Origin of the sequence: Paenibacillus sp. DMB20 (assembly GCF_000987955.1) — a bacterium.
Taxonomy (GTDB): Bacteria; Bacillota; Bacilli; order Paenibacillales; family Paenibacillaceae; genus Paenibacillus_AQ.
Map to the genome: position 1 here is coordinate 22200 of NZ_LAZU01000003.1, position 20484 is coordinate 42683.

Sequence of the window (20484 nt, forward strand, 5' to 3'; positions counted from 1 at the left end):
GAATGCAGAAAATAAAGGAATGCCCTTTAAGCGATAAGGGGCATTCCTTCTACGACAAAACGTAGGCTCTAAGTCGATGCACCGTCTTAAAACCTGCGCTGTGGTACAACTGTATAGCGCTTTGGTTTCCATAATCGACACAGAGCGAAATCTCGTCTAATTCTACCTCGTGGAATAAATAATTAAGTGCTTGCCCGAGCAGCGTTCGTCCAAAGCCCTTTCGACGGAAATTTTTGGACACCGCTATGTATTCGATGCTGCCTTCTTTAAATTCGGAGTTCCCTTCCACATAAACATAGCCAACGAGCTGGCTTTGATCTGTGAGAATAAACAATCTGCGATGATTATTCACCTGCTGCAATATTCGTTTGGCATTATAATATGTATTCGGGAACGTTGTCTCATGTAGCTCCATGAATTGTTCTTCGTAGGCCGGGTCCATGTCCTGCAAAGAAGGGAAATTATGATCCCGAAAGGCAGGTTCCTCAGCTCTTAGTACAATGTGTTCTCCTGTCGTTTTCCCGCCTTTTGCTTCCATAAACCTGGCGGCAGAATGATTTTCCATATTATAAAATCCATAATAACGATCGACACTGCCTTCAAGCTTGGCTACTCCGGCAGTCCATAACTGTTCAGCTATCGAAGCCCATGTTTCGCCTTCCGCATCAATAAAAGGTCCCCACAGCTCTGCCGACCGGTTCTCTTCATCCACATTAAACCCTAAAACTCCCACGATCTCGCTTTGATCGGTCATGATCGTAAACCATCGGTTCAAATTGCCTGATTCGACGAATTCCTCTTGAAGAGTGCTGTAGATTTCCTCAACTTGTTCCCCGCAATATCCGACATGGTGAGAGTCCATGCGATTCAATCGGGCCAGGAAAGAGGATAATGCCTCCGGCTGAAATTGTTTTTGGTCCTTATACATTAGAATAAAGGTCTCCTTGATATTTGTTTTTTGATATTCATTTCATTGTTGCCTAATACTTCCAGTCTTCTACATAAAATATGAAACTAGTGTATTAATGCTTCTCTTATCGTTCAAGGAATCCTGCCGAAATCCTACACTTTCGTTCCCTAGGTAAAGGTAAAGACGGGTATAATAAGTAAAGCAATCAGGTTTTAAAATAACAAATGAAAGAAGTGCAGTAAACATGAAAAATCATCAGGAGTGGAGATACACGATAACCATCATCAAACAAAGAATGGAAAGGAGAGTGATATAATAGAAAAGGAGATGAACATATGCAAAACAGAAGCGCAACAACGATTGATTATGATATCATTTTGAAACTCTGGGAAGAATCCGTAACAGCTACCCACAGCTTTGTAAGTATCAAAGATAAGCAGGAAATCAAGAAAGAAATCCACTTATATTTGCCTCATCTTGATGTGAGGCTTTGGTACGTTGAGAATTCTTTCATTGGATTTTCGGCTACAAATAAAAATCACTTGGAAATGCTGTTTTTGGATCCCGGGGAAATCGGAAAAGGATACGGAAAACAAATCATCCGAACTTTGATCGATCATTTTGGCGTAACCACCGTAGATGTTAATAAACAAAATGAGAATGCGAAGATGTTCTACTTGAAAAGCGGTTTTTCGATCATAAGTGAAGAACCGACAGATAGTGAAGGCCGTCCTTACCCGATATTGCACATGAAATTATCAAAAAAGCAGAGGTGAATTTTCTGTTTTTTTGATATGACAAGTGATTTTATGGACATCAAGATCATGTACGATAATCGTGAGAAGAATAGTTTTCAAAAAGAGGCGTTTGCCAATTCTAATCGGAAAAAATCAAAGAGCGCATAAGAAGATTCTGGATTTATTTTATGGTTAGATCAGGTTTATTCAATCAAGCCGCCCCATCCATGGATGGGGCCGGCTTGGTCCATTCTCGGTGCGGCTTTCGCATGCGGATCAAATCAGGGTATGATCGAGACAAGCAGCACAATTAGTCCAACTACCGCAATGTGCCACCATTTGTACATCGTCAAAATGCCGATATATTCTCGTATAAAAGCACTTGGCAAGTAGTATCTTGCCGTCTTGGCTCCGACTCCTTCACATTTTTTCAGACCTGCGAGTCGCGCATAGATACTCGCGCGAAACACGTGATAATTATTCGTTACGAATATGCTTTTATGATCAGGCTTGATGGAGTCCATAATCGATTTTGAGAATTGCATGTTTTGCATCGTGTTTCTCGACTTGTCCTCAGCAAGCACATCCTCATCAGGAATGCCTTTCTCCACGATATATTTTTTCATGGCCGCAGCTTCACTTAGCAGCTCATCCGGTCCCTGACCACCCGATACGATAATCTTAGGTTCTTGGTTGTACTTCATATATTGCTCGATGCCCGTATCCAAGCGCGATCCCAATAACGGCGGTACTTGATCGCCTCCGATCAGGCCAGAGCCAAGCACGATTATGAAATCCGGCTGATATCTTATCTTCCAGAAGTGATAGAACGTCGCATAAGCCAGAAAACTAACAAACACAAAGGAAAAATACATAAAAATAAGCAGTGATCCAATGTAATAAATAGCGTACCTGCTGTTGAACGAAATAATAAAGAAATAAATAAAGAGTCCGACCATCGTGAATATGGCAAGACTCACGATCAAAGACAGCATGTTTGCGAGCTTTTTGCTTTCCCGCTTCAGCATTATTTTCCCGTTAAGCAGCAAATAAATGCTAATAAACAGGATGCTTAACGGAAAGAAGGCCAACACGCCTGCGGCCACAACCAGATTTACCCATGGAATCTGGCTAGAGAAGACTACCAAGTCCATCACTATGTTCCCTAAAGCTGCTATAAACAGGAACGAGAGGCTAATCCGCCTTTTCTCCCTTGCGAATAATATGGCAAAGATTGCAAATAAAATGAAACTGAAGCCACTAATAAAACTCATAATACACTCCTTTCCAACCTTACTATTGTAAGCAAAAAGATTAAGTTTGCATACCTGCCTTTCTACCCTTATTTCATCCATACAACCGATGGAACAGGATATTGATAACGATACCTCTATTTTCGTATTGTCCCGCAAAATCTTGAATCATGGTCGGTAATAATGACAGTAGATCGTTAAGCGGCGAGAGGTTCAAGGTAGATCGATCGACAAACGGTTGCTTTTGCTGGTGTTAAAAAAGTCACGATTATTCATAAAATGTGCTCAGGATCACTAGTTTGTTATTCGGTTATGGTAGACTGGAGGCAATTACCAATACAGCATACTAAGAGAGGCGCAGTTGGCATGAAAGAAACTTTTACTTACGAGGACATGAAGTTGATTGGTCGGAAGAAACTGGGGGACCAGGTGCCATTGGAGCTGTTCCGAACAATTCGATTAATTGGCATGCAGCAAGCATTACCTATGGGCGGGAAGGGAACAACCGTCACGATCGGACGTAAAATCGGCGCCTCGCTGCCTGTTTCTACAGTAGAGGATATCCTGTCTATGTTTGAAGAGCTAAGGATTGGTATTCCGAAAATCGTATATCAGGATGAATTAACAATGCGGATTGCTGTCGATGATTGTTTCTGCAAAGGGCTTCCTGTACTGGAAGGGAAGATGGTGTGCGATTTGGAAGGGGCTATCCTGGAAGGTGCTCTTCGAAGTATAACGAATAAGAATGTGACTGTACGTGAAGTGAAATGTAACGTAAATGGGGATGAGCATTGCGTATATGAGATTCTTAATTTACGGTAATCGTCACCGAAGCCGCTAGATAATGCAGCAACCACTCTAAAATCAATTAAACCGTCAAGAAAATGCCTTGACGGTTTTTTAGGTTAAACGCACATAGCGTGCTTATATCGGATAAATCAATGCCTACCTGTCGCTTTTTTTCAAAGCGAGGCTCTACTGGCTACTTTTTGGTTGTTTCGGTTGCCAAAAGCTCCATTGGATCGACGGGTGTGCCGTTTACTAGAATTCGGAAATTAAGGTGCGGTCCCGTGCTTTTCCCCGTACTGCCCAAGAGACCGATGATCTGACCTTGAGTGACGGTAGCTCCAGCGGTAACCTCCATTTTTTCCAAGTGAGAATAAACGGTTTGATACCCATCTTCATGCGCAAGAACGACATGGTTGCCCAATGAGGTATTGTATTCGGCATTGAGCACTTTGCCGGCCGCGGCTGCTTTTATCGGCGTGTTTAAACGGTTCAAGATGTTGATTCCGTATTGATCAGGCATGCTGTGGATGTTACCTGCTACGGGCTTGACGAAGGTGAGTTCCTTCCCTAGTGCTTTTTGTGCACCGGTCAGAGTGAAAACACCTAAAGCCATGACGACAATGATTCCTGATACTGTCCAGTTATAAGCGCGTTTATTAAACCTGCTAATCATTTCGATTCTCCTTTTTATATGTTTATTTGAGCTGGAAAACCCGGCCGTTAAGTTTTTTTGTCTTGATTCTGCGTACAGCTCGAGTATTTTGATCATCGTACGGCCATAGCGCGGTACTTCCGTTTCCTGCAAATAAGTGAGGGCCAGAGCATCGCAAGCCATTTCCTGATCTTGACGCATGCGGGAAGCGGCATACCATAATAGCGGGTTAAACCAATTTAGAATCAAGAGCAAACTTATGATGCTGTTAACGCCAATATCTCGTCTTTTCCAATGCGCTAGTTCATGAAATAAAATGTGCCGTAGCTCCTCCTCGTCAAGTTTTTCCAAAATGCTTGCAGGCAGCCTGATTTGCGGTTTCCATATCCCCATTAAAGCAGGGCTTGCCGTTCGGTGACTTATCCGTAAAGGTATGCGTTTGGTGACGCCCATCTGCTGCTTGCATTGGGAATAGACTCGTAAAATCGCCGGATCCTGAACAGACGAATCGTCTTTAAACCGGGAGAGAAATCTATAAGTGGCGCAAATCGTGGTGGCAACAAGAATCATGACCCCGCCGATCCAGATGAGAGAGAGGATATTGAACCATGAAAAGATCGCCTCAGTAGAAAGGTATGTATTTCGGTGGGGGACGGAATGATACGGATAGTATACTTCAGTATTCTGGAAAGAGCCGGATGCCGCTAGCGGCTGGGTTTCCTCCATGCTGTCCAATGATAGCGCGGGCAGCCAGTTGAATAAACTGACTGAGCTACCGACCGACCACGGAACCGCCAGCTTCCAAACGAGCAGGAACCATACGGCGTAGTGCCATCTGACGGGCAAATGTTCTTTGCCAAGCCGCTTGCAGAGCAAGATCAGGAAGACGAGAAGGCTGGCCTGAATGGAGTTTTGCAGTATATACGAAAATGCTTGATTGAGATAAAGCGTTGCCGAATGCCAATCCACCAGGTTATTTCTCCTTTTCCGAAAGGATTTTCTTCAACTCGTCAATCTCTTGGGAGGAGAGCTTTTCTTCTTCCAGATAGTGAACCAGCATCGGTTTTAGTGCGCCGCCATATACGCGTTGCAAAAAGGATTGGCGTTCTGAACGCTTGCATTCCTCTTCGCTTCGTACAGGAAAGTAATAATAGACCCGGTTGATCTGTTCAAACGAGAGGATGCCCTTTTTCACTAGTCGGCCGAGCAAAGTCTTAACCGTCTTGTCTTTCCACGTTTTGTGGTCCCGTAGCGCAAGAATGACATCTGATGCACTAGCGGGTGATTTTGTCCAGATTACCTTCATAATTTCCCACTCCGCATCTGAGATTCGGGGCTGCTCTTCCATATGTAACACCTCCAAAGATTACAAATGTAGTCTATATATTGTTATTAGATTACAATCTTAATCTATGTTTGTCAACGGACGCTAATCGCCAAATGTTTTCTCGAATAATGAAACTGTAGGGTTATAGAGATCCCCTGACAAACATCTGCGTTTTGCCGGGGGATTTTGACTGATCTCGTAAATTGACGCTTTGGCGAATTCATACCTCAGATCTTGAACTCCCAATGGAAATAATTTAAAATTTAGGGGAATGAACGTTCATTCCGAGAGAAAGGTGAGTTTTGTGGCGACGAATAAGCGAGAAGATATTTTACAGGCAGCATTGCATTTGTTTACGGCGCGTGGCTTTGATGCAACTACCGTACCCATGATAGCGGATAGTGCAAAAGTGGGCGCAGGCACCATTTACCGGTATTTCGAAAACAAAGAGGTCCTTCTGAACTCGTTGTTTCAAACATGCGTGGAACGATTTTTCCAAACGGTAACTCAAAATTTCTCCGAATCCGAAACCGTGCGGGAGCAATTTCATCACATTTTTACGCAAACGATCCACTTTGCCAAAGAAAACAGAGAAGCGTTTTCGTTCATTGATTCGCACTTGAATCCCCGCCTGTTGGATGGCAAAAGCCTGGAATTGTTCGATGAATGCATGGGAGTGATTCGTCAATTTATTATCCAGGGACAGCAGCAAGGCATAATCTCCCCATTGCCGCCGAATGCGCTAATATCCATTTTCTATGGCGCTCTTGTCAAGCTGTTCGAAACGATAAGATCGGGCGTATTGGAGGAGACAAGCGAACTTCTTGCAGGGGTGGAGGAATGTTGTTGGAATGCGATACGGGTCCATTGACCCGTTCGTTTTTCATATTATAACCGGAATGAATATTCATTCCGTAAATTTTGTTAACCATGAGGAGGCGTAGTAATGACAATTGCGATTCCACAGCCGAAAACATATGGCCCGCTCGGCAATCTGCCCCAGCTTGATACGGAAATGCCCATTCAATCGTTCATGAAATTGGCGGAAGAGTACGGTGATTTTTATCGCGTCAAACTGCCGGTGGGGCATTTGCACATTGTGTCAGGCTATGAATTGGTGAAGGAGCTTACCGATTCGGCTCGTTTTGACAAGATCGTCGAAAAAACCGTGCTGGAAAAGGTGCGGGCCATCGCGGGAGACGGGTTGTTCACTTCTGAAACCGAAGAGCCGAATTGGAGGAAAGCTCACAATGTTTTGCTCCCGAGTTTCAGCCGGACGGCGATGCGCGGATATTTCGATAAAATGCTGGAGATTGCGATTCAACTGGTACAGAAGTGGTCGCGGCTTAATCCGGATGAATGCGTGGACGTGCCGGAAGATATGACGCGTCTGGCACTGGATACGATCGGCTTATGCGGATTCAACTACCGGTTTAATAGCTTCTACCGTGAGCAATCGCATCCGTTCGTCACCAGCATGGTGCGGGCGCTCAGCGAGACGATGAGCCAGGCTCAGCGCCTCGGCATTCAGGATATGCTGATGGTGAAGTCCAGACGCCAGCTCCAGCAGGATCTCGAATTCATGTTCTCCTTGGTAGATAAAATTATCGCTGAACGTAAGGCACGAGGTCATCAAGAAGAGGATGACTTGCTGGCCCATATGCTGAAAGGCAAAGATCCGGAGACGGGAGAAGCTCTGGATGACACGAACATTCGTTACCAGATTATAACGTTCTTGATCGCAGGACATGAGACAACAAGCGGTTTATTATCATTTGCTCTGTATTATCTGTTAAACAACCCCGAGAAGCTGCAAAAGGGATACGAAGAGGTGGACCGGGTGTTGACGGATCCGATTCCCACTTACGCTCAGGTGAAAAACTTGAAGTACGTCCGCATGATTCTCGATGAAGCGCTGCGTCTGTGGCCGACGGCCCCGGGATTCTCATTACAAGCGAAGCAGGATACGGTGCTTGCGGGAAAATATGCGGTGAACCAAGGGGACCGGATGGTTGTCCTGATCCCCCAATTGCATCGTGACATGTCTGCATGGGGCGAGGATGCCGGGATGTTCCGTCCGGAACGGTTCGAAGACCCGAGCCGGGTGCCGCATGATGCATACAAACCGTTCGGAATCGGCCAGCGGGCCTGTATCGGCCAGCAGTTTGCGCTGCAAGAGGCGACGCTGGTGCTGGGAATGCTGCTCAAACATTTCGAGTTCATCGATCATACCGATTACCAGTTGAAGGTGAAAGAGACGTTAACGGTGAAACCCGATGGCTTCACGATGAAAATTCGTCCCCGCAGTATACAAACCGGCTTTATTTTCGCAGGCGGCGGGAGGGGGACGACAGCACCGAAGAAAAACGCGGTTGAACGGGAAGCATTGGAGCCGGCGGAGAGCCATGGTACCCCGTTGCTCGTGCTGTACGGCTCCGATCTGGGCACGGCCGAGGGGATTGCCCGCGAGCTGGCGGACACGGCGCGTTATCAGGGCTTCCTGAGCAAAGTAGCTCCGCTGAACGATTATGCAGGGAAGATGCCTGCGGAGGGCGTGATATATATCGTTACGTCTTCCTATAACGGCATGCCGCCCAATAATGCGCGCGGCTTCGTACAGTGGCTTCGTGAAGTTAACCCTGGCGAATTGGACGGGATTCGCTATTGCGTCTTCGGCTGCGGCGACCGCAACTGGGCCAGTACGTATCAGAGCGTTCCGATATGGATTGACGAGCAGATGGCGGCCAAAGGAGCGGAGCGGCTTTTACCGCATGGCGGCGGCGATGTTGGCGGCGATTTCGAGACCGAGGTGGAGACCTGGCGCGATCAGCTCTGGCCTGCGGTTATGGGCTCGTTAGGACTGAGCTTCAAAGCCATGGAACAGCAAGCTAGCCCCGATCTATCCGTGGAAATGGTCCGAGGCATGATTGAAGCGCCGCTTGCCGAATCATACGATGCACACTATGCCAAGGTCGTTGAGAACCGCGAGCTTCAAAAAGATGGGAACGGACGCAGCACGCGCCATATTGAAATTGCCCTTCCGGAGGGGATTACGTATCAAGAGGGAGATCATTTGGGCGTATTCCCTCAAAATCGGAAGGAGCTCGTCGAACGGGTCTTGAGCCGTTTCGGCTTGGATGGCAATGACCATGTCATTCTGAAAACGTCCGGCTTGCGCGTGGCGCACCTGCCGCTGGATCGCCCCGTCAAGCTGTACGATCTGCTCAACCGCAGCGTGGAATTGCAAGAGGCCGCGACCCGGGTGCAGATACGGGAACTTGCCGCGCGAACAGCATGCCCGCCTCATAAGCATGAGCTGGAAGCCTTGTTGGAGGAAGAGGCATACAAATCGAATGTCTTGCAGCAGCGGATATCGATGTTTGATTTGCTGGAAAAATATGCAGCGTGCGAAATGCCGTTCGAACGGTTTTTGGAGCTTCTGCCTCCGCTGAAAGCGAGATACTATTCGATTTCCAGTTCTCCGCGCGTGCACCCGGGGCAGGCCAGCATTACGGTTAGCGTGGTGCAAGGTCCGGCCTGGAGCGGCCAAGGCGAGTACCGCGGCGTCGCATCCAATTATCTTGCAGGCCTGCAGGCGGGAGATTCCGTCATGATGTTCGTCCGGACGCCTGAGTCCGGCTTCCGGCCCCCTGAAGATCGGGGAACTCCGATGATTATGGTTGGACCTGGGGTAGGGATCGCCCCGTTCCGCGGGTTCCTTCAGGCTCGCCGGGCGCTCGCGCGGGAAGGCGCCCAGCTAGGCACGGCGCATCTCTATTTCGGCTGCCGCGACGCAGCCGATCATATTTACCTTGAAGAGTTGGAGCAGTACCAGCAAGAGGGGCTTGTTACGGTGCATACCGCGTTTTCGCGGATACCGGGACAGCCGAAAACGTATGTCCAGCATCTGATGCAGGAGCGGGAAATGGATATCATCGGCATGCTGGATCGGGGATCCCAGTTCTATGTGTGCGGCGACGGAAGCAGAATGGCTCCGGATGTAGAGGCCACCTTGCGGAAATGCTATCAGACGGTTCATGGCGTTAGCGATACGGAGGCCAAAGCATGGTTCGATCAACTTGAGGCCGAAGGACGTTACGTCAAAGACGTATGGGCTGGCGGAAAGGCTTGATCGCCGAAATGGATGTGAAGGCGAGTCTCCTTAAACCAAACTATCAACGAAGCAGAGCCCCTGGCCAGGATGGTCAAAAGAGACATGATCCATTATAATAATGAGAATCATTATCATTATTATAAAACTTGATCGGAGTGCGGGAGCAATGACTGACATGAATTTTCATCACAATTTCAACCTTTTTTTCGATGGACTCGAACTGCCGCGAAGGAATTTGGACCGTACGGAACACATGGCGCTCCATTCGAGAAGAGGAGAGGGAGGCGTTCGTCGTTTCGTCCCGCGTTCTGATATCGATCTGGTTGTATCCGATTTTACATTTCGTCAGGATTGCAGCTTGCCTCTTGTTACGAAAACCGCAATGGTTGAGCTGAATTTCTGTTTGCAAGGAAGAAGAGAGATTATGGTTGAAGGTGCGCGGTATGAATTTGTTCCGGGAAGCTGTACCCTTCAATTCATGAAGGAAGTCGGAGTTCATTTTGAATTTAACGGTAATGAGCCTCTTCTTATGCTGGGCATAGGTATTCCCGTTTCAACCTTTCATCGATTCATGGAAGAGGGCGGGGGCGGGAGGTCCGCTGATTTTACCCGCATACTGGGACAAGCGTCGTTTCGTGCCTTCCAGGAAACGCTGCAACCGGCTGCTTCAATTATTCTTGAGCGAATGCTGGGATCTCTTCAAAATCGCGGCACCAAAAATTTGGAAATCGAATGCAGCGTGTTAGAGCTATTATCCATGGCCTTTCAATCATTTTTGACAGACGGCTCTTCAGGGATGACGAAGTTGTCTAAAAGCGATATGCAAAAAATCAGGGAAGCGCGGGACATCATGATAAAACGTATGATAGATCCGCCGACGCTGATTGAGCTCTCCCGATTGATCGGCATGAATGATTGCAAATTAAAGTCCGGATTCAAAGAAATGTTCGGAACAACCGTATTCGGTTATTTGCGAGATATAAGGTTGGAGAAGGCTTTACTCTTATTGCAACAAGGCAATTTGAACGTTAATGAGACCTCATGCGCCGTTGGTTATTCCAATTCAAGTTACTTCTCAGAGGTGTTCCGGCAAAAATACGGGGTCAATCCCGGCAAACTCGTCAAAAAGCCTGCTCCTGCCTCTCTGTTAGCTTCAGAACAATAGATGGTAGAAAAAGAAATAGGAAATAAGTAGAGAATTCCCCTAAACTGCTCTTTCTGAGCAGTTTTTTTGTACCTGAAATTCCCGCTAACCAGTTTAATACTCCGGCTACGGGTAGAGGGATGATGAGAACAGATAGTATCATTATCCCATTGATAATGATACTCATTTGCAATGAATCGCGATGCATAAGAGCTCTGAAAAGATGCATGGCGACAAGATGCAAGGAAAAGGAGAAGTGGAATGGAAATGCGGGGAATAAAAATAGTTTCGTTCATCATCATTGTTGCCCTGATTGGATTGGTAGCAGGCTGCGGGGGAACAAATTCGGGGTCTATGGTAGGGAAGGAGGATGTGCCTAACCATGCTGAAACTAAAGAAAATGGCACCTCTTCTACATATCCCAGAACCATTTCACATTTAAAAGGCGAGACGGTGGTTGAAGCAAAGCCAATCAAAATCGCCACGCCATATATCGCTTTTGTCGACTACCTAGCCGTTTTGGATGAATACCCTGTTGCCGCACAAGGTGTTGAAACGATCAGACGGAATTTTCCAAGTCTCAGCAAGCGTGTGGAAGGGAAGGAGATCATGGATCTCGGCATGGAAGTTGATTTGGAGAGGTTGCTGTCCGCTCAACCGGATCTGATTATAGCCGCAGATGACATGAAGGATCAGTATGAGAAATTAAGCCAAATTGCTCCAACCGTTATATTTCCTCAAGCGGGGGAATGGAGGGAAACACTGCAGCAAATCGCTGAAGTCATCGGCAAAGAGGATAAGGCCAAAAGCGTGTTGGCAGATTTTGATCGCAAATCCGCCGAATACAAACAGCAATTGGCGTTTCGCAGCGAGGAATCCGTCATGTTTGCGATGTACAGCGGCAAGGAGCAGTTTATTACGTGGAAGGACGGCAGATTCGATCCCTTCTATAAGGGGCTTGGACTAAAGCCGGTAGAAGGCATGATATCCGACGGACCTTTAACATTGGAAAGTTTAGCCGAGCTCAACCCTGATCATCTTTTCATCATCAACAACTGGCAAAATCCGATTCAAGGAGGCGTCAAAGAGGCTATGAAAAACAGCAAGGTGTGGAGTGGCCTCAATGCGGTGAAGAATAATCACGTTTACGAACTGGAGGACCCTTCCCTTCCGGGACCGATGGCTCTTGCCAAAATTGATGGCATCGAAGAAATCATGAAGGCTCTGAAAAAATAGACAGGCGCTATCGTCACATCAAGAGAGGGGGCTAGGCCATGTCAACTTCATTTCGATTCTTGCTCCGTCTGGCTGGCAACCAGCGCGGAAAATTGATACTATCCTGTCTCAGCTCCGCAGTCAGCGCTTTATGCGCTTTGATTCCGTTTGTTATCGTGTATCGATTGGCGGAAGTCGTTCTTGGACAGCCTGTCGACTTAGCAGCGGTTCAGAAGCTTATACTGATTGCACTGGTTGCTATTTTACTCAGGTTTGCGTTCATGGGGATATCAACGATGCTGGCGCACGCTGCGGCGTTTCATGTGTTGTATGATTTGCGTGTCCGTCTGATCGACAAGTTGGGTAAGCTGCCGCTTGGTTTTTTCAGTGCACAGCATTCCGGTGGGCTCAAGAAGATTATCGCAGATGATGTTGAACGGATCGAGTCATTTATTGCGCATCATCTGCCTGATCTGACCGCTTCAGTCGTAGCGCCGCTGCTAACGGCGGCATATCTGTTCGCGGTCGATTGGCGATTGGCGATTGCTGCGCTGCTTCCGATCCCTGCCGCGTTTGCTGTTCAGGGACTGATGACAGTACGCGGCAGACGGAGCGACGATATGAAACGAATGCATGACCTTTCTGAAAACATGAACGGAGCCATCGTGGAATTTGTCCATGCGATGCCGGTCATCAAGTCGTTTAACCAAACGGTGCATTCATTTGCCCGTTACCATGAGTCCGTGAAGAATTATGCAGACTTATGGACGCAAATCGCCCGCAAAAAGACGCCGTTATATGTCTTGTTTCTGCTGCTGCTGGAATCGGGGCTGCTATTTATCATGCCTGCAGGGCTATGGTTATATAGTCATCATGCGATTGAATTCCCTGTCTTGCTGCTCTTCCTGCTGCTGGGCGTTGGGCTCACGGCACCATTACGGCAAATTTCAACGCTTAGCCATATGATGCAGAACAATCTGGAAAGCGTTCGCCGCATTGAAGCTGTACTAGCGGAAAATGAGCAAGAAGCACCTGAACATTCCACGACAGTTCAGCCGCAGCGGTTTGATATTGAATTCAAAAAGGTTCATTTCTCGTACGGCAACCGGGAGGTGTTGAAAGGGATCGATCTAAAAGCCGGGCATGGCAAGGTGACGGCTTTTGTTGGTCCGTCCGGAGCGGGTAAATCGACCGCCGCCCAGTTAATCGCCCGTTTCTTCGATCCTGCCAGTGGCGAAATAACGCTCGGAGGCATCGATCTTCGTTCCATCGCACCCGAGCAATTAATGGACCTGGTATCGTTTGTATTCCAGGATGTGCCGGTGATCAGCGATACCGTATCCGCTAATTTGCGGATGGGTAAAAATGATGCCGATGATACCGAGCTGATCCAAGCAGCCCAAGCTGCTCAGGCTCATGAATTCATCCTCTCGCTGCCCGACGGTTACGATACGCTGATCGGTGATGGGGGAATCCCTTTAAGCGGAGGTGAACGTCAGCGGCTTGCCATTGCCCGCGCCATTTTGAAGAACGCCCCGGTCCTGATTCTCGATGAAGCTTTTGCTTTTGCCGATGCGGAAAATGAGTCGAAAATACAGGATGCGTTAAGCCGTTTGCTTCAGGGAAAGACGGTCGTGGTTATTGCGCATAGGCTGTCCACGATTGCAGACGCGGATTGTATCGTCGTCTTTGACGATGGACATGTCATAGAAACGGGAACTCACATGGAGTTGCTTCGGAATTGCCCTCTGTACGCCAGCATGTGGAAGGCCCATCGGGATGCCGGAGATTGGTCGCTGGAAGGAAAGGAGGAGCCTCATGTTTAAAACCATTCGTTTAATTACGGGACAGTCCGGCAAATTATTGTCCAGGGCTACCTGGTATACCGTGCTGGAAATGATCGCCAACGCGGCTCCGGCCGGTCTCTTATATGTTATTTTGGCATCTTTGTTTCAAGGGGAGGTTACGTTTAAGCAAATTTTTTGGTGGTCGGCATGGTTGGTCGGAATGTTTGCCCTACAGGCTTTATTTGCCAGTCGTGGCCAGATTGAGGCTCAAAGCAGCGGAGCTTCCATCATGAAGGATGTCCGTCTGCGTCTAGGCGAACATTTGCGGAAGCTGCCCATGGGCTACTTTTCACGCCGGGACCAGGGGGATATCAGTCATACCCTGTTATCTAACGTGGATGAAATCGAAATGATATTGACACACCTCTTTAATCAAGTCATCGGTTCGATCATCCTGCCGGTCGTAAGTGCGCTATTTCTGGTATTCATTGACTGGCGGCTGGCTCTTGCGGTGCTCGTTTCCGTACCGCTGGCTCTTCCTCTCTTGTTCTGGTCACAGGGTCTGATGGGCAAGAGAAGCAAGAAGCGGCAGGAAGCAGCTGCTGCCGTGAACTCCCGTCTGCTGGAATACGTTCAGACGATCCGGCTGATCAAAGCCCATAATCAGACAGGACAACGGTTTTCGCGGTTAGACACCGCAATGGCACGGCTTCGAGACGACAGCATTCGGGTCGAAGTGGCAACCTCTCCAGTTGTCATGCTGTTCTCTATTATTCTGGAGCTCGGATTTGTATTTTTACTATTTATTGGAAGTTATTTATTGTCAGGCGGCGTTCTGGACACGTCCGCATTCCTGATTTTTCTTGTGGTAAGCATGAAGTTTTATCAGCCTTTACGGTCGGCGGGAACGGCGCTGACACAAATGCGTTACATGGCCTCAGCCGGAGAACGTATCCGCGAGCTGTTTGCCGAACCCGCACTGCCTGAACCGGAGCATCCGCAGCATCCTTCCTCGTTCGATATCGAGTTACAGGACGTTCATTTTTCTTATGGAAACAAGGAGATTTTGAAAGGGATTCATTTTCGGGTTCCCGAAAGCCATTTGGTCGCTTTGGTCGGTCCGTCAGGTGCGGGGAAGTCGACGATTGCCGGTTTGATTTCGCGTTTTTGGGATGTATCGGGTGGGGCCGTGAAGATTGGAGGCATCGATGTGCGAGATATGTTAAGCGATGAACTCCTTGCTATGGTAAGCACGGTCCAACAGCAGCCCTATTTATTTAATGAAACGATCGAAGCCAATATCCGAAAGGGAAGACCGGATGCTACGGCCGAAGAGGTGATTGAAGCGGCCAAAGCGGCGCACTGCCACGATTTTATTATGAATCTCCCGCATGGCTACGACACCGTTGCCGGGGAGGGCGGAGCAGCACTTTCAGGCGGAGAGAAGCAGCGCATTTCAATAGCCCGGGCTATTCTCAAAGACGCTCCTATCGTTATTCTTGACGAAGCCACCGCTTCCCTTGACCCGGAAAACGAAGTGTTATTACAAAGAGCGATCAGCAAGCTGGCATATCATAAAACGGTAATAGTCATCGCCCATCGCTTAAAAACAATCCAGGCGGCAGACCGGATTTTAGTCGTAGATCAGGGAAGGATTGCGGAAGCAGGCAGACATGAAGAACTTTTGTCCATGGGCGGAATCTATCTCAGATTGTGGGAAGAGCAGCAGAAGTTAGGGGGCTGGAGGATCAAGGCACAACACGTTCCAGAAGGATAATCAATATGAATAGTAAGGAGGCTTTCCAGCGAAAATACCGGGAAGCCTCTATTGTTATGTTCATTATGGTGAGAAACCGCGTATGAAGGATGAACTGATCCGGGTGGCCCCGTCCAATTGCTGCTCTTACCTTTATTGCCCCATACCCCCTTGGCCTCTTGCGTAACAGCTCCAAAAGTGAGATTCTAATCTATGAAGCCACGGTCTGGATAAGAGGTATAGCGAAATGAAAATAGTTGCAGCATACATAGATGATTTTAAGGTAAATCCTGATTTATATAACCGTTTCTTCTCTCATATAAGCCAAGAGAGAGCAAAAAAGGTTAATAAATTTCATTTTGTCGAGGATAGAATTCGATCGGTAATCGGCGAACTGCTTGTTCGATTATCCATGTGGGAAGAGTGGGGAATTGAAAATAAAGATATTCATTTTGAATATAACGAGTTCGGCAAGCCTCGATTAAAAAATCAATCTCATCGTTATTTTAATATCTCTCACTCCGGTCAATGGGTCGTAGTGGCATTGGACACCAGTCCAATTGGGATTGATATTGAAAAAATACAACCGATTGATTTTAGGATCGGCGAAAAATTCTTTACGTCTTTAGAGACCCGGCAGATACTTTGTCAACCTAAACCAATGATGACGCGATATTTTTATAAATTTTGGACGCTCAAGGAAAGTTACATTAAAGCAATCGGAAAAGGTTTATCCATTCCCTTGGACAGCTTTTCATTTGATTTATCCAAGACAAATATATCGTTACAAACATCAACAAAAGATGGAACCTGGTTTTTTAAGCTTTATGAACATCTGCCTGATTATGAGTTAGCCGTGTGTTGTTCTCATGAAAATATCCAGGACAAAGTTGAGGTGGTTACGATATCTGAACTCCTCGATAAACTTCATCAGCTAAAATGAACCTAATAGGCAAGAAAAAAACATAAGAATCTATGTTACAATGGGATTTATTGGCGCCATACATTGGTCAATTCATTATGATGGGAGAGGGGCATAGCGTATGTCGAAAATTTTAACCCGAGCGGAAGTGGATACGGAAACAACATGGAATTTGAATGATATTTTTGAGACAAAAGAGGCATGGGAAGCAGAATTAAACGCTGTAAGGCAGGACATCTCCTCTGTTACGAAATATGAAGGAAGACTCGGAGAAGGAGCAGACACGCTGCTGGCTTGTCTTTTTGCCCAGGAAGTGCTGCAAGGCAGAATCAACCGGGTAGGAGCCTATGCCCATCTGCATCAATCCGGAGACAGCATCAATCCCGAAAATCAGATGAATGCCGCGAAAGCGCGCGATCTGACATCGGAAGTCAGTTCGGCTCTTACCTTTATCAAGTCCGAAATTATCGCGCTTCCGGACGGAACGATAGACCAGTACATAATGGAACAACCGAAACTTCGGGAGTTCGAACGCAGTCTCGGATTGCTTCTGCAAACCAAGCCCCACCGACTGACCGCGGAGACGGAAAAGGTTCTTGCTTCATTTGGCGAAGTATTAGGGGCGCCTTACCGAATTTATGAGCGCAGCAAGCTGGCCGATATGACATTCCCGTCTGCGAAGAACGGCCGAGGGGAAGAAGTGCCGGTTTCGTTTGCGCTTTATGAGAACAAATACGTTGAATCTCCGGATACGGATCTGCGCCGTAATTCGTTCAGGGCCTTTAGCGAGACGCTATACAAATACCGCAACACGTTTGCCGAAGCTTACGGTACCGAAGTGAAGCGACAAGTGATCGAATCGCGTCTGCGCGGATATGATTCCGTTACAGACATGCTCTTGACTCCGCAGCAGGTCACAACGGAAATGTATAACAACATTTTGAATATTTTGCAGGAAGAGCTTGCGCCTCACATGCGAAAGTATGCCGCACTCAAGAAACGCGTGCTCCATTTGGACGAGATGACGTTTGCGGACCTGAAAGCTCCGCTTGATCCTGATTTTATTCCCGGCATTTCTTTCCAGGAAGCGGGGGGGCTGATCAAGGAAGCCTTAAGCATCCTTGGTCCGGAATACGGGGAGATCGTATCGGATGCCTTTAACAATCGTTGGGTGGATTACGCGGATAACGCAGGGAAAAGAACGGGTGCCTTCTGCATGTCGATTCCTGGAGTCCACTCCTATATTTTGATCAGTTGGGCCGATAGCATGAGAGGCGCTTTTACGCTTGCCCATGAAGTAGGGCATGCCGGTCATTTTATGCTGGCAAGCAAATATCAACGGTTGACGAACTCCAGACCATCACTGTATTTCATTGAAGCTCCTTCAACGATGAACGAACTCCTGCTTGCGGATCATTTGCTGGCACGTTCTAACGATCCGAGAATGCGCCGCTGGGTGATTTCCCAATTGCTTGGCACCTATTTCCACAACTTCGTAACCCATTTGCTCGAAGGAGAGCTTCAGCGCCGGGTTTATGATCTTGCCATGAAAAATGTGCCGATTACTGCCGTGAAATTGTGTGAGTTGAAGGGAGATATCCTGTCTTCGTTCTGGGGAGAGGGCGTGGTTATCGATGAGGATACCAAGTTAACCTGGATGCGTCAACCGCATTATTATAGAAGTTTGTACCCATACACTTATGCAGCTGGGCTTACCGCCTCCACGGCTGTAGCACAGCTCATCAGAGAGGAAGGGCAGCCTGCCGTGGATCGCTGGCTCGAAGTGTTAAAAGCCGGAGGATCCATGAGCCCGCTCGAACTAATGAAGCTGGCAGGCGTGGATATGTCGCAGCCTGACCCGATCCGCAGCGCTGCAGCCTACGTAGGTTCGCTTATTGATGAGCTGGAGAGTTTGTATTAGGTTCTTTTAGATGTACATGTTTTAAGGTGCACCCCTTAGAATTCACATTGGATGACCCCTGGTTATCCGGAATTCTAATGGGTGCTTTTTTTAAGAGATAAGAAAGTATAAACTACAGAGATTAGCCATCCTTATCTCGCAAGAAAAACGCTTTGCCGTGAATTTTCTTCCGTTCTTCCCTGTTCAATGCAATCTCCCGTCCCTTAGTGACATGATCGCAAAACAGTTATTACGACATTGTTCACGGCACAAAGCAAGCCGATTTTTATTTATTGACATTATTATCGTGATATTATATTTTATTTATAGACCACCTGGTCTATAAATAAAATATGCCGTTTTAAAGGGAGCTGTCATGATTGAAGGACAAAACATTTGAAAGAAAAACAGAACTGATTGAAGCTGCGCTAAATGAATTTACTACAAAAAGTTATGATGACGCATCACTAAATACAATTATAAAAGATGCTGGCATAAGCAAAGGGACGTTCTACTACCACTTTTCTGACAAACAGGCACTTTATTTGTATTTGCTAAAAACCTCAGTATATGCAAAATGGAAATTCATAAATGAAAAAAATTCAAACAACCCGGAATCATGCACAGACGGGGACATTTTTGAAAATTTTAAACGGCAGGCAAGGCTTGCCATAGAGTTTGCTCTGGAGTACCCCAAATATCATAAGCTTAGCAGGATGTTTTCAAAAGAACAGGGCAATCCAATATATAAAGTTGCCCAGGATCATCTTGGCAGCGATACGAAAGATATTCTTGGTGGAATGGTAGACAAGGCAATAAAGGCGGGCAATTTTAAGAAAGAGTATTCAAGAGAATTTTTAGTTAAAACTTTAAGCTATCTATTCAGCCACTTCCATGAAATTTTTGATAAAGACGAGGATTTTGAGTTTGAAAGGATGATTTCCAACCTTGATACTTATGTTTATTTTATTCGGCATGGAATGGCAAATCATACAATCAAGGGAGAGAATTAAACATGAAAAACGAAAAACTTAAACGCTACGATAAGTCTTTAGCCATTGTTTTTGGCGTATCATCCATATTATTCATCTTACTGATGGCCGTGAACACAGGCTTTTTTGACTGGGCTTTTACCAGGCATCAAAATCAATTAAGTTGGTACATTCGGCCGCTGTTTTTGATTCCTTTCTGCTTTTTTTCATACAGACGAAGCTGGGCAGGAATTTTTGGAACGATATTTTTGCTTTTAACAAGCATGTTCTGGTTTCCAGCGCCAGTTGCTGTTGATGATCAGGTAAGAGCTTTTCTGCAGATGGAAAAGGATTATTTAACCGGTGACTGGGGATTAACCAAAATCCTGATATCTCTTTTAATTCCAGTCTCGTTAACGGTTTTAAGCATGGCACTCTGGAAACGCAGCCTATGGCTTGGTATATCCGTTCTGGTTTTTATGGCTGTTGCTAAAATGTTATGGAGTGTGGCATTTGGAGGCACTTCGGGCAAGTCCATTATTTTACCTGCAATCATTGGGCTGATTATCTGTATTGCCTTGGTTTATGTCGGTTTTAAAAAGCTTGAAAAAAGAAAAAAGAGTACCTTTATTTAAAATTCGCGATTTGGCTGCTGACGTCGTGGCTGTTTGACAATTTAGTAATGACCAACATTCGGAGGAGTTCATGGCACACATTGGAAAAGTAGCAAACATGAGCATAAGTACATAGCCTCGTTATGTCGAATACATGAAATTTTTGCGATTGCCCAAGAAATAATGAGCGGCCAGTTGTTCGATGGAATAACGCATCCGTTTATGAGTTAGGGCGTACCGTGGGGCCGAATCCTAATAACGCCTCTGGATGATGCGGCCTATTTTCGAGTATGCCGAGAGCGGCGATTGGGCGTTTGATTTTGCTCCGCACGATGTAGGCACTTATCCGAAGGCCCACGGGCAGGTTTGAGCCAACATCTGAGTGCATATCCA

At 46.8% G+C, this 20484-nt stretch carries 16 protein-coding genes and 1 pseudogene; 13 read left to right on the top strand and 4 right to left on the bottom strand.

Going from position 1 to position 20484, the window contains the following annotated elements; all coding sequences use genetic code 11:
- Positions 1-49: 49 nt before the first annotated feature.
- The gene (locus XI25_RS00695) at positions 50-928 is read right to left on the bottom strand and encodes a GNAT family N-acetyltransferase (protein ID WP_046676902.1); all 879 of its coding nucleotides are present in this window, start codon (positions 926-928) and stop codon (positions 50-52) included.
- 317 nt (positions 929-1245) lie between these two features.
- Between XI25_RS00695 and XI25_RS00700 the strand changes: the two genes are divergently transcribed.
- Positions 1246-1686, top strand: a complete 441-nt coding sequence (locus XI25_RS00700) for a GNAT family N-acetyltransferase (protein ID WP_046676903.1) — start codon at positions 1246-1248, stop codon at positions 1684-1686.
- A gap of 242 nt (positions 1687-1928) precedes the next feature.
- Here XI25_RS00700 and XI25_RS00705 read toward each other — a convergent pair whose 3' ends face one another.
- Positions 1929-2801, bottom strand: coding sequence for a YdcF family protein (locus XI25_RS00705; protein WP_235439603.1), 873 nt, complete (start codon positions 2799-2801; stop codon positions 1929-1931).
- 465 nt (positions 2802-3266) lie between these two features.
- On the opposite strand from XI25_RS00705, the gene XI25_RS00710 reads away from it, so the two are divergent.
- A complete protein-coding gene (locus XI25_RS00710; protein WP_046676904.1) occupies positions 3267-3722 on the top strand; it encodes a V4R domain-containing protein in 456 nt (151 codons plus the stop codon).
- 160 nt (positions 3723-3882) lie between these two features.
- Here XI25_RS00710 and XI25_RS00715 read toward each other — a convergent pair whose 3' ends face one another.
- Complete coding sequence (locus XI25_RS00715; protein ID WP_046676905.1) at positions 3883-5310, bottom strand: M56 family metallopeptidase; 1428 nt, start codon at positions 5308-5310, stop codon at positions 3883-3885.
- 4 nt (positions 5311-5314) lie between these two features.
- Complete coding sequence (locus tag XI25_RS00720) at positions 5315-5689, bottom strand: BlaI/MecI/CopY family transcriptional regulator (RefSeq protein ID WP_046676906.1); 375 nt, start codon at positions 5687-5689, stop codon at positions 5315-5317.
- A 283-nt stretch (positions 5690-5972) separates the two neighbouring features.
- Between XI25_RS00720 and XI25_RS00725 the strand changes: the two genes are divergently transcribed.
- The 11 genes and pseudogenes from XI25_RS00725 to XI25_RS36665 all read left to right on the top strand — a co-directional run.
- Complete coding sequence (locus tag XI25_RS00725; RefSeq protein ID WP_082112166.1) at positions 5973-6539, top strand: TetR/AcrR family transcriptional regulator; 567 nt, start codon at positions 5973-5975, stop codon at positions 6537-6539.
- Positions 6540-6614: 75 nt separating this feature from the next.
- Positions 6615-9800 (top strand): bifunctional cytochrome P450/NADPH--P450 reductase, encoded by a 3186-nt coding sequence (locus XI25_RS00730; RefSeq protein WP_046676908.1) that lies wholly within the window; start codon positions 6615-6617, stop codon positions 9798-9800.
- A 460-nt stretch (positions 9801-10260) separates the two neighbouring features.
- Complete coding sequence (locus XI25_RS00735) at positions 10261-10947, top strand: helix-turn-helix transcriptional regulator (protein WP_327204703.1); 687 nt, start codon at positions 10261-10263, stop codon at positions 10945-10947.
- Between the two features lie 240 nt (positions 10948-11187).
- On the top strand, positions 11188-12162 hold the full coding sequence (locus tag XI25_RS00740) for an ABC transporter substrate-binding protein (RefSeq protein ID WP_442950345.1): 975 nt from the start codon (positions 11188-11190) through the stop codon (positions 12160-12162).
- A 38-nt stretch (positions 12163-12200) separates the two neighbouring features.
- A complete protein-coding gene (locus tag XI25_RS00745) occupies positions 12201-13967 on the top strand; it encodes an ABC transporter ATP-binding protein (RefSeq protein ID WP_046676910.1) in 1767 nt (588 codons plus the stop codon).
- Positions 13960-15705 (top strand): ABC transporter ATP-binding protein, encoded by a 1746-nt coding sequence (locus XI25_RS00750; RefSeq protein WP_046676911.1) that lies wholly within the window; start codon positions 13960-13962, stop codon positions 15703-15705. The genes XI25_RS00745 and XI25_RS00750 overlap by 8 nt, the downstream gene beginning before the upstream one ends.
- A 226-nt stretch (positions 15706-15931) precedes the next feature.
- Positions 15932-16627 carry a 4'-phosphopantetheinyl transferase family protein gene (locus XI25_RS00755; RefSeq protein ID WP_046676912.1) on the top strand — a complete coding sequence of 232 codons (696 nt, stop codon included), beginning with the start codon at positions 15932-15934 and terminating at the stop codon, positions 16625-16627.
- 100 nt (positions 16628-16727) lie between these two features.
- On the top strand, positions 16728-18527 hold the full coding sequence (gene pepF / locus XI25_RS00760; protein ID WP_046676913.1) for an oligoendopeptidase F: 1800 nt from the start codon (positions 16728-16730) through the stop codon (positions 18525-18527).
- Positions 18528-18886: 359 nt separating this feature from the next.
- Positions 18887-19519 (top strand): TetR/AcrR family transcriptional regulator, encoded by a 633-nt coding sequence (locus tag XI25_RS00765; protein WP_046676914.1) that lies wholly within the window; start codon positions 18887-18889, stop codon positions 19517-19519.
- A 2-nt stretch (positions 19520-19521) separates the two neighbouring features.
- Complete coding sequence (locus XI25_RS00770; RefSeq protein ID WP_046676915.1) at positions 19522-20112, top strand: membrane protein; 591 nt, start codon at positions 19522-19524, stop codon at positions 20110-20112.
- 247 nt (positions 20113-20359) lie between these two features.
- Positions 20360-20458: pseudogene (locus tag XI25_RS36665) on the top strand (glutaminase domain-containing protein); the annotation flags it as partial.
- Between the last annotated feature and the right edge of the window lie 26 nt (positions 20459-20484).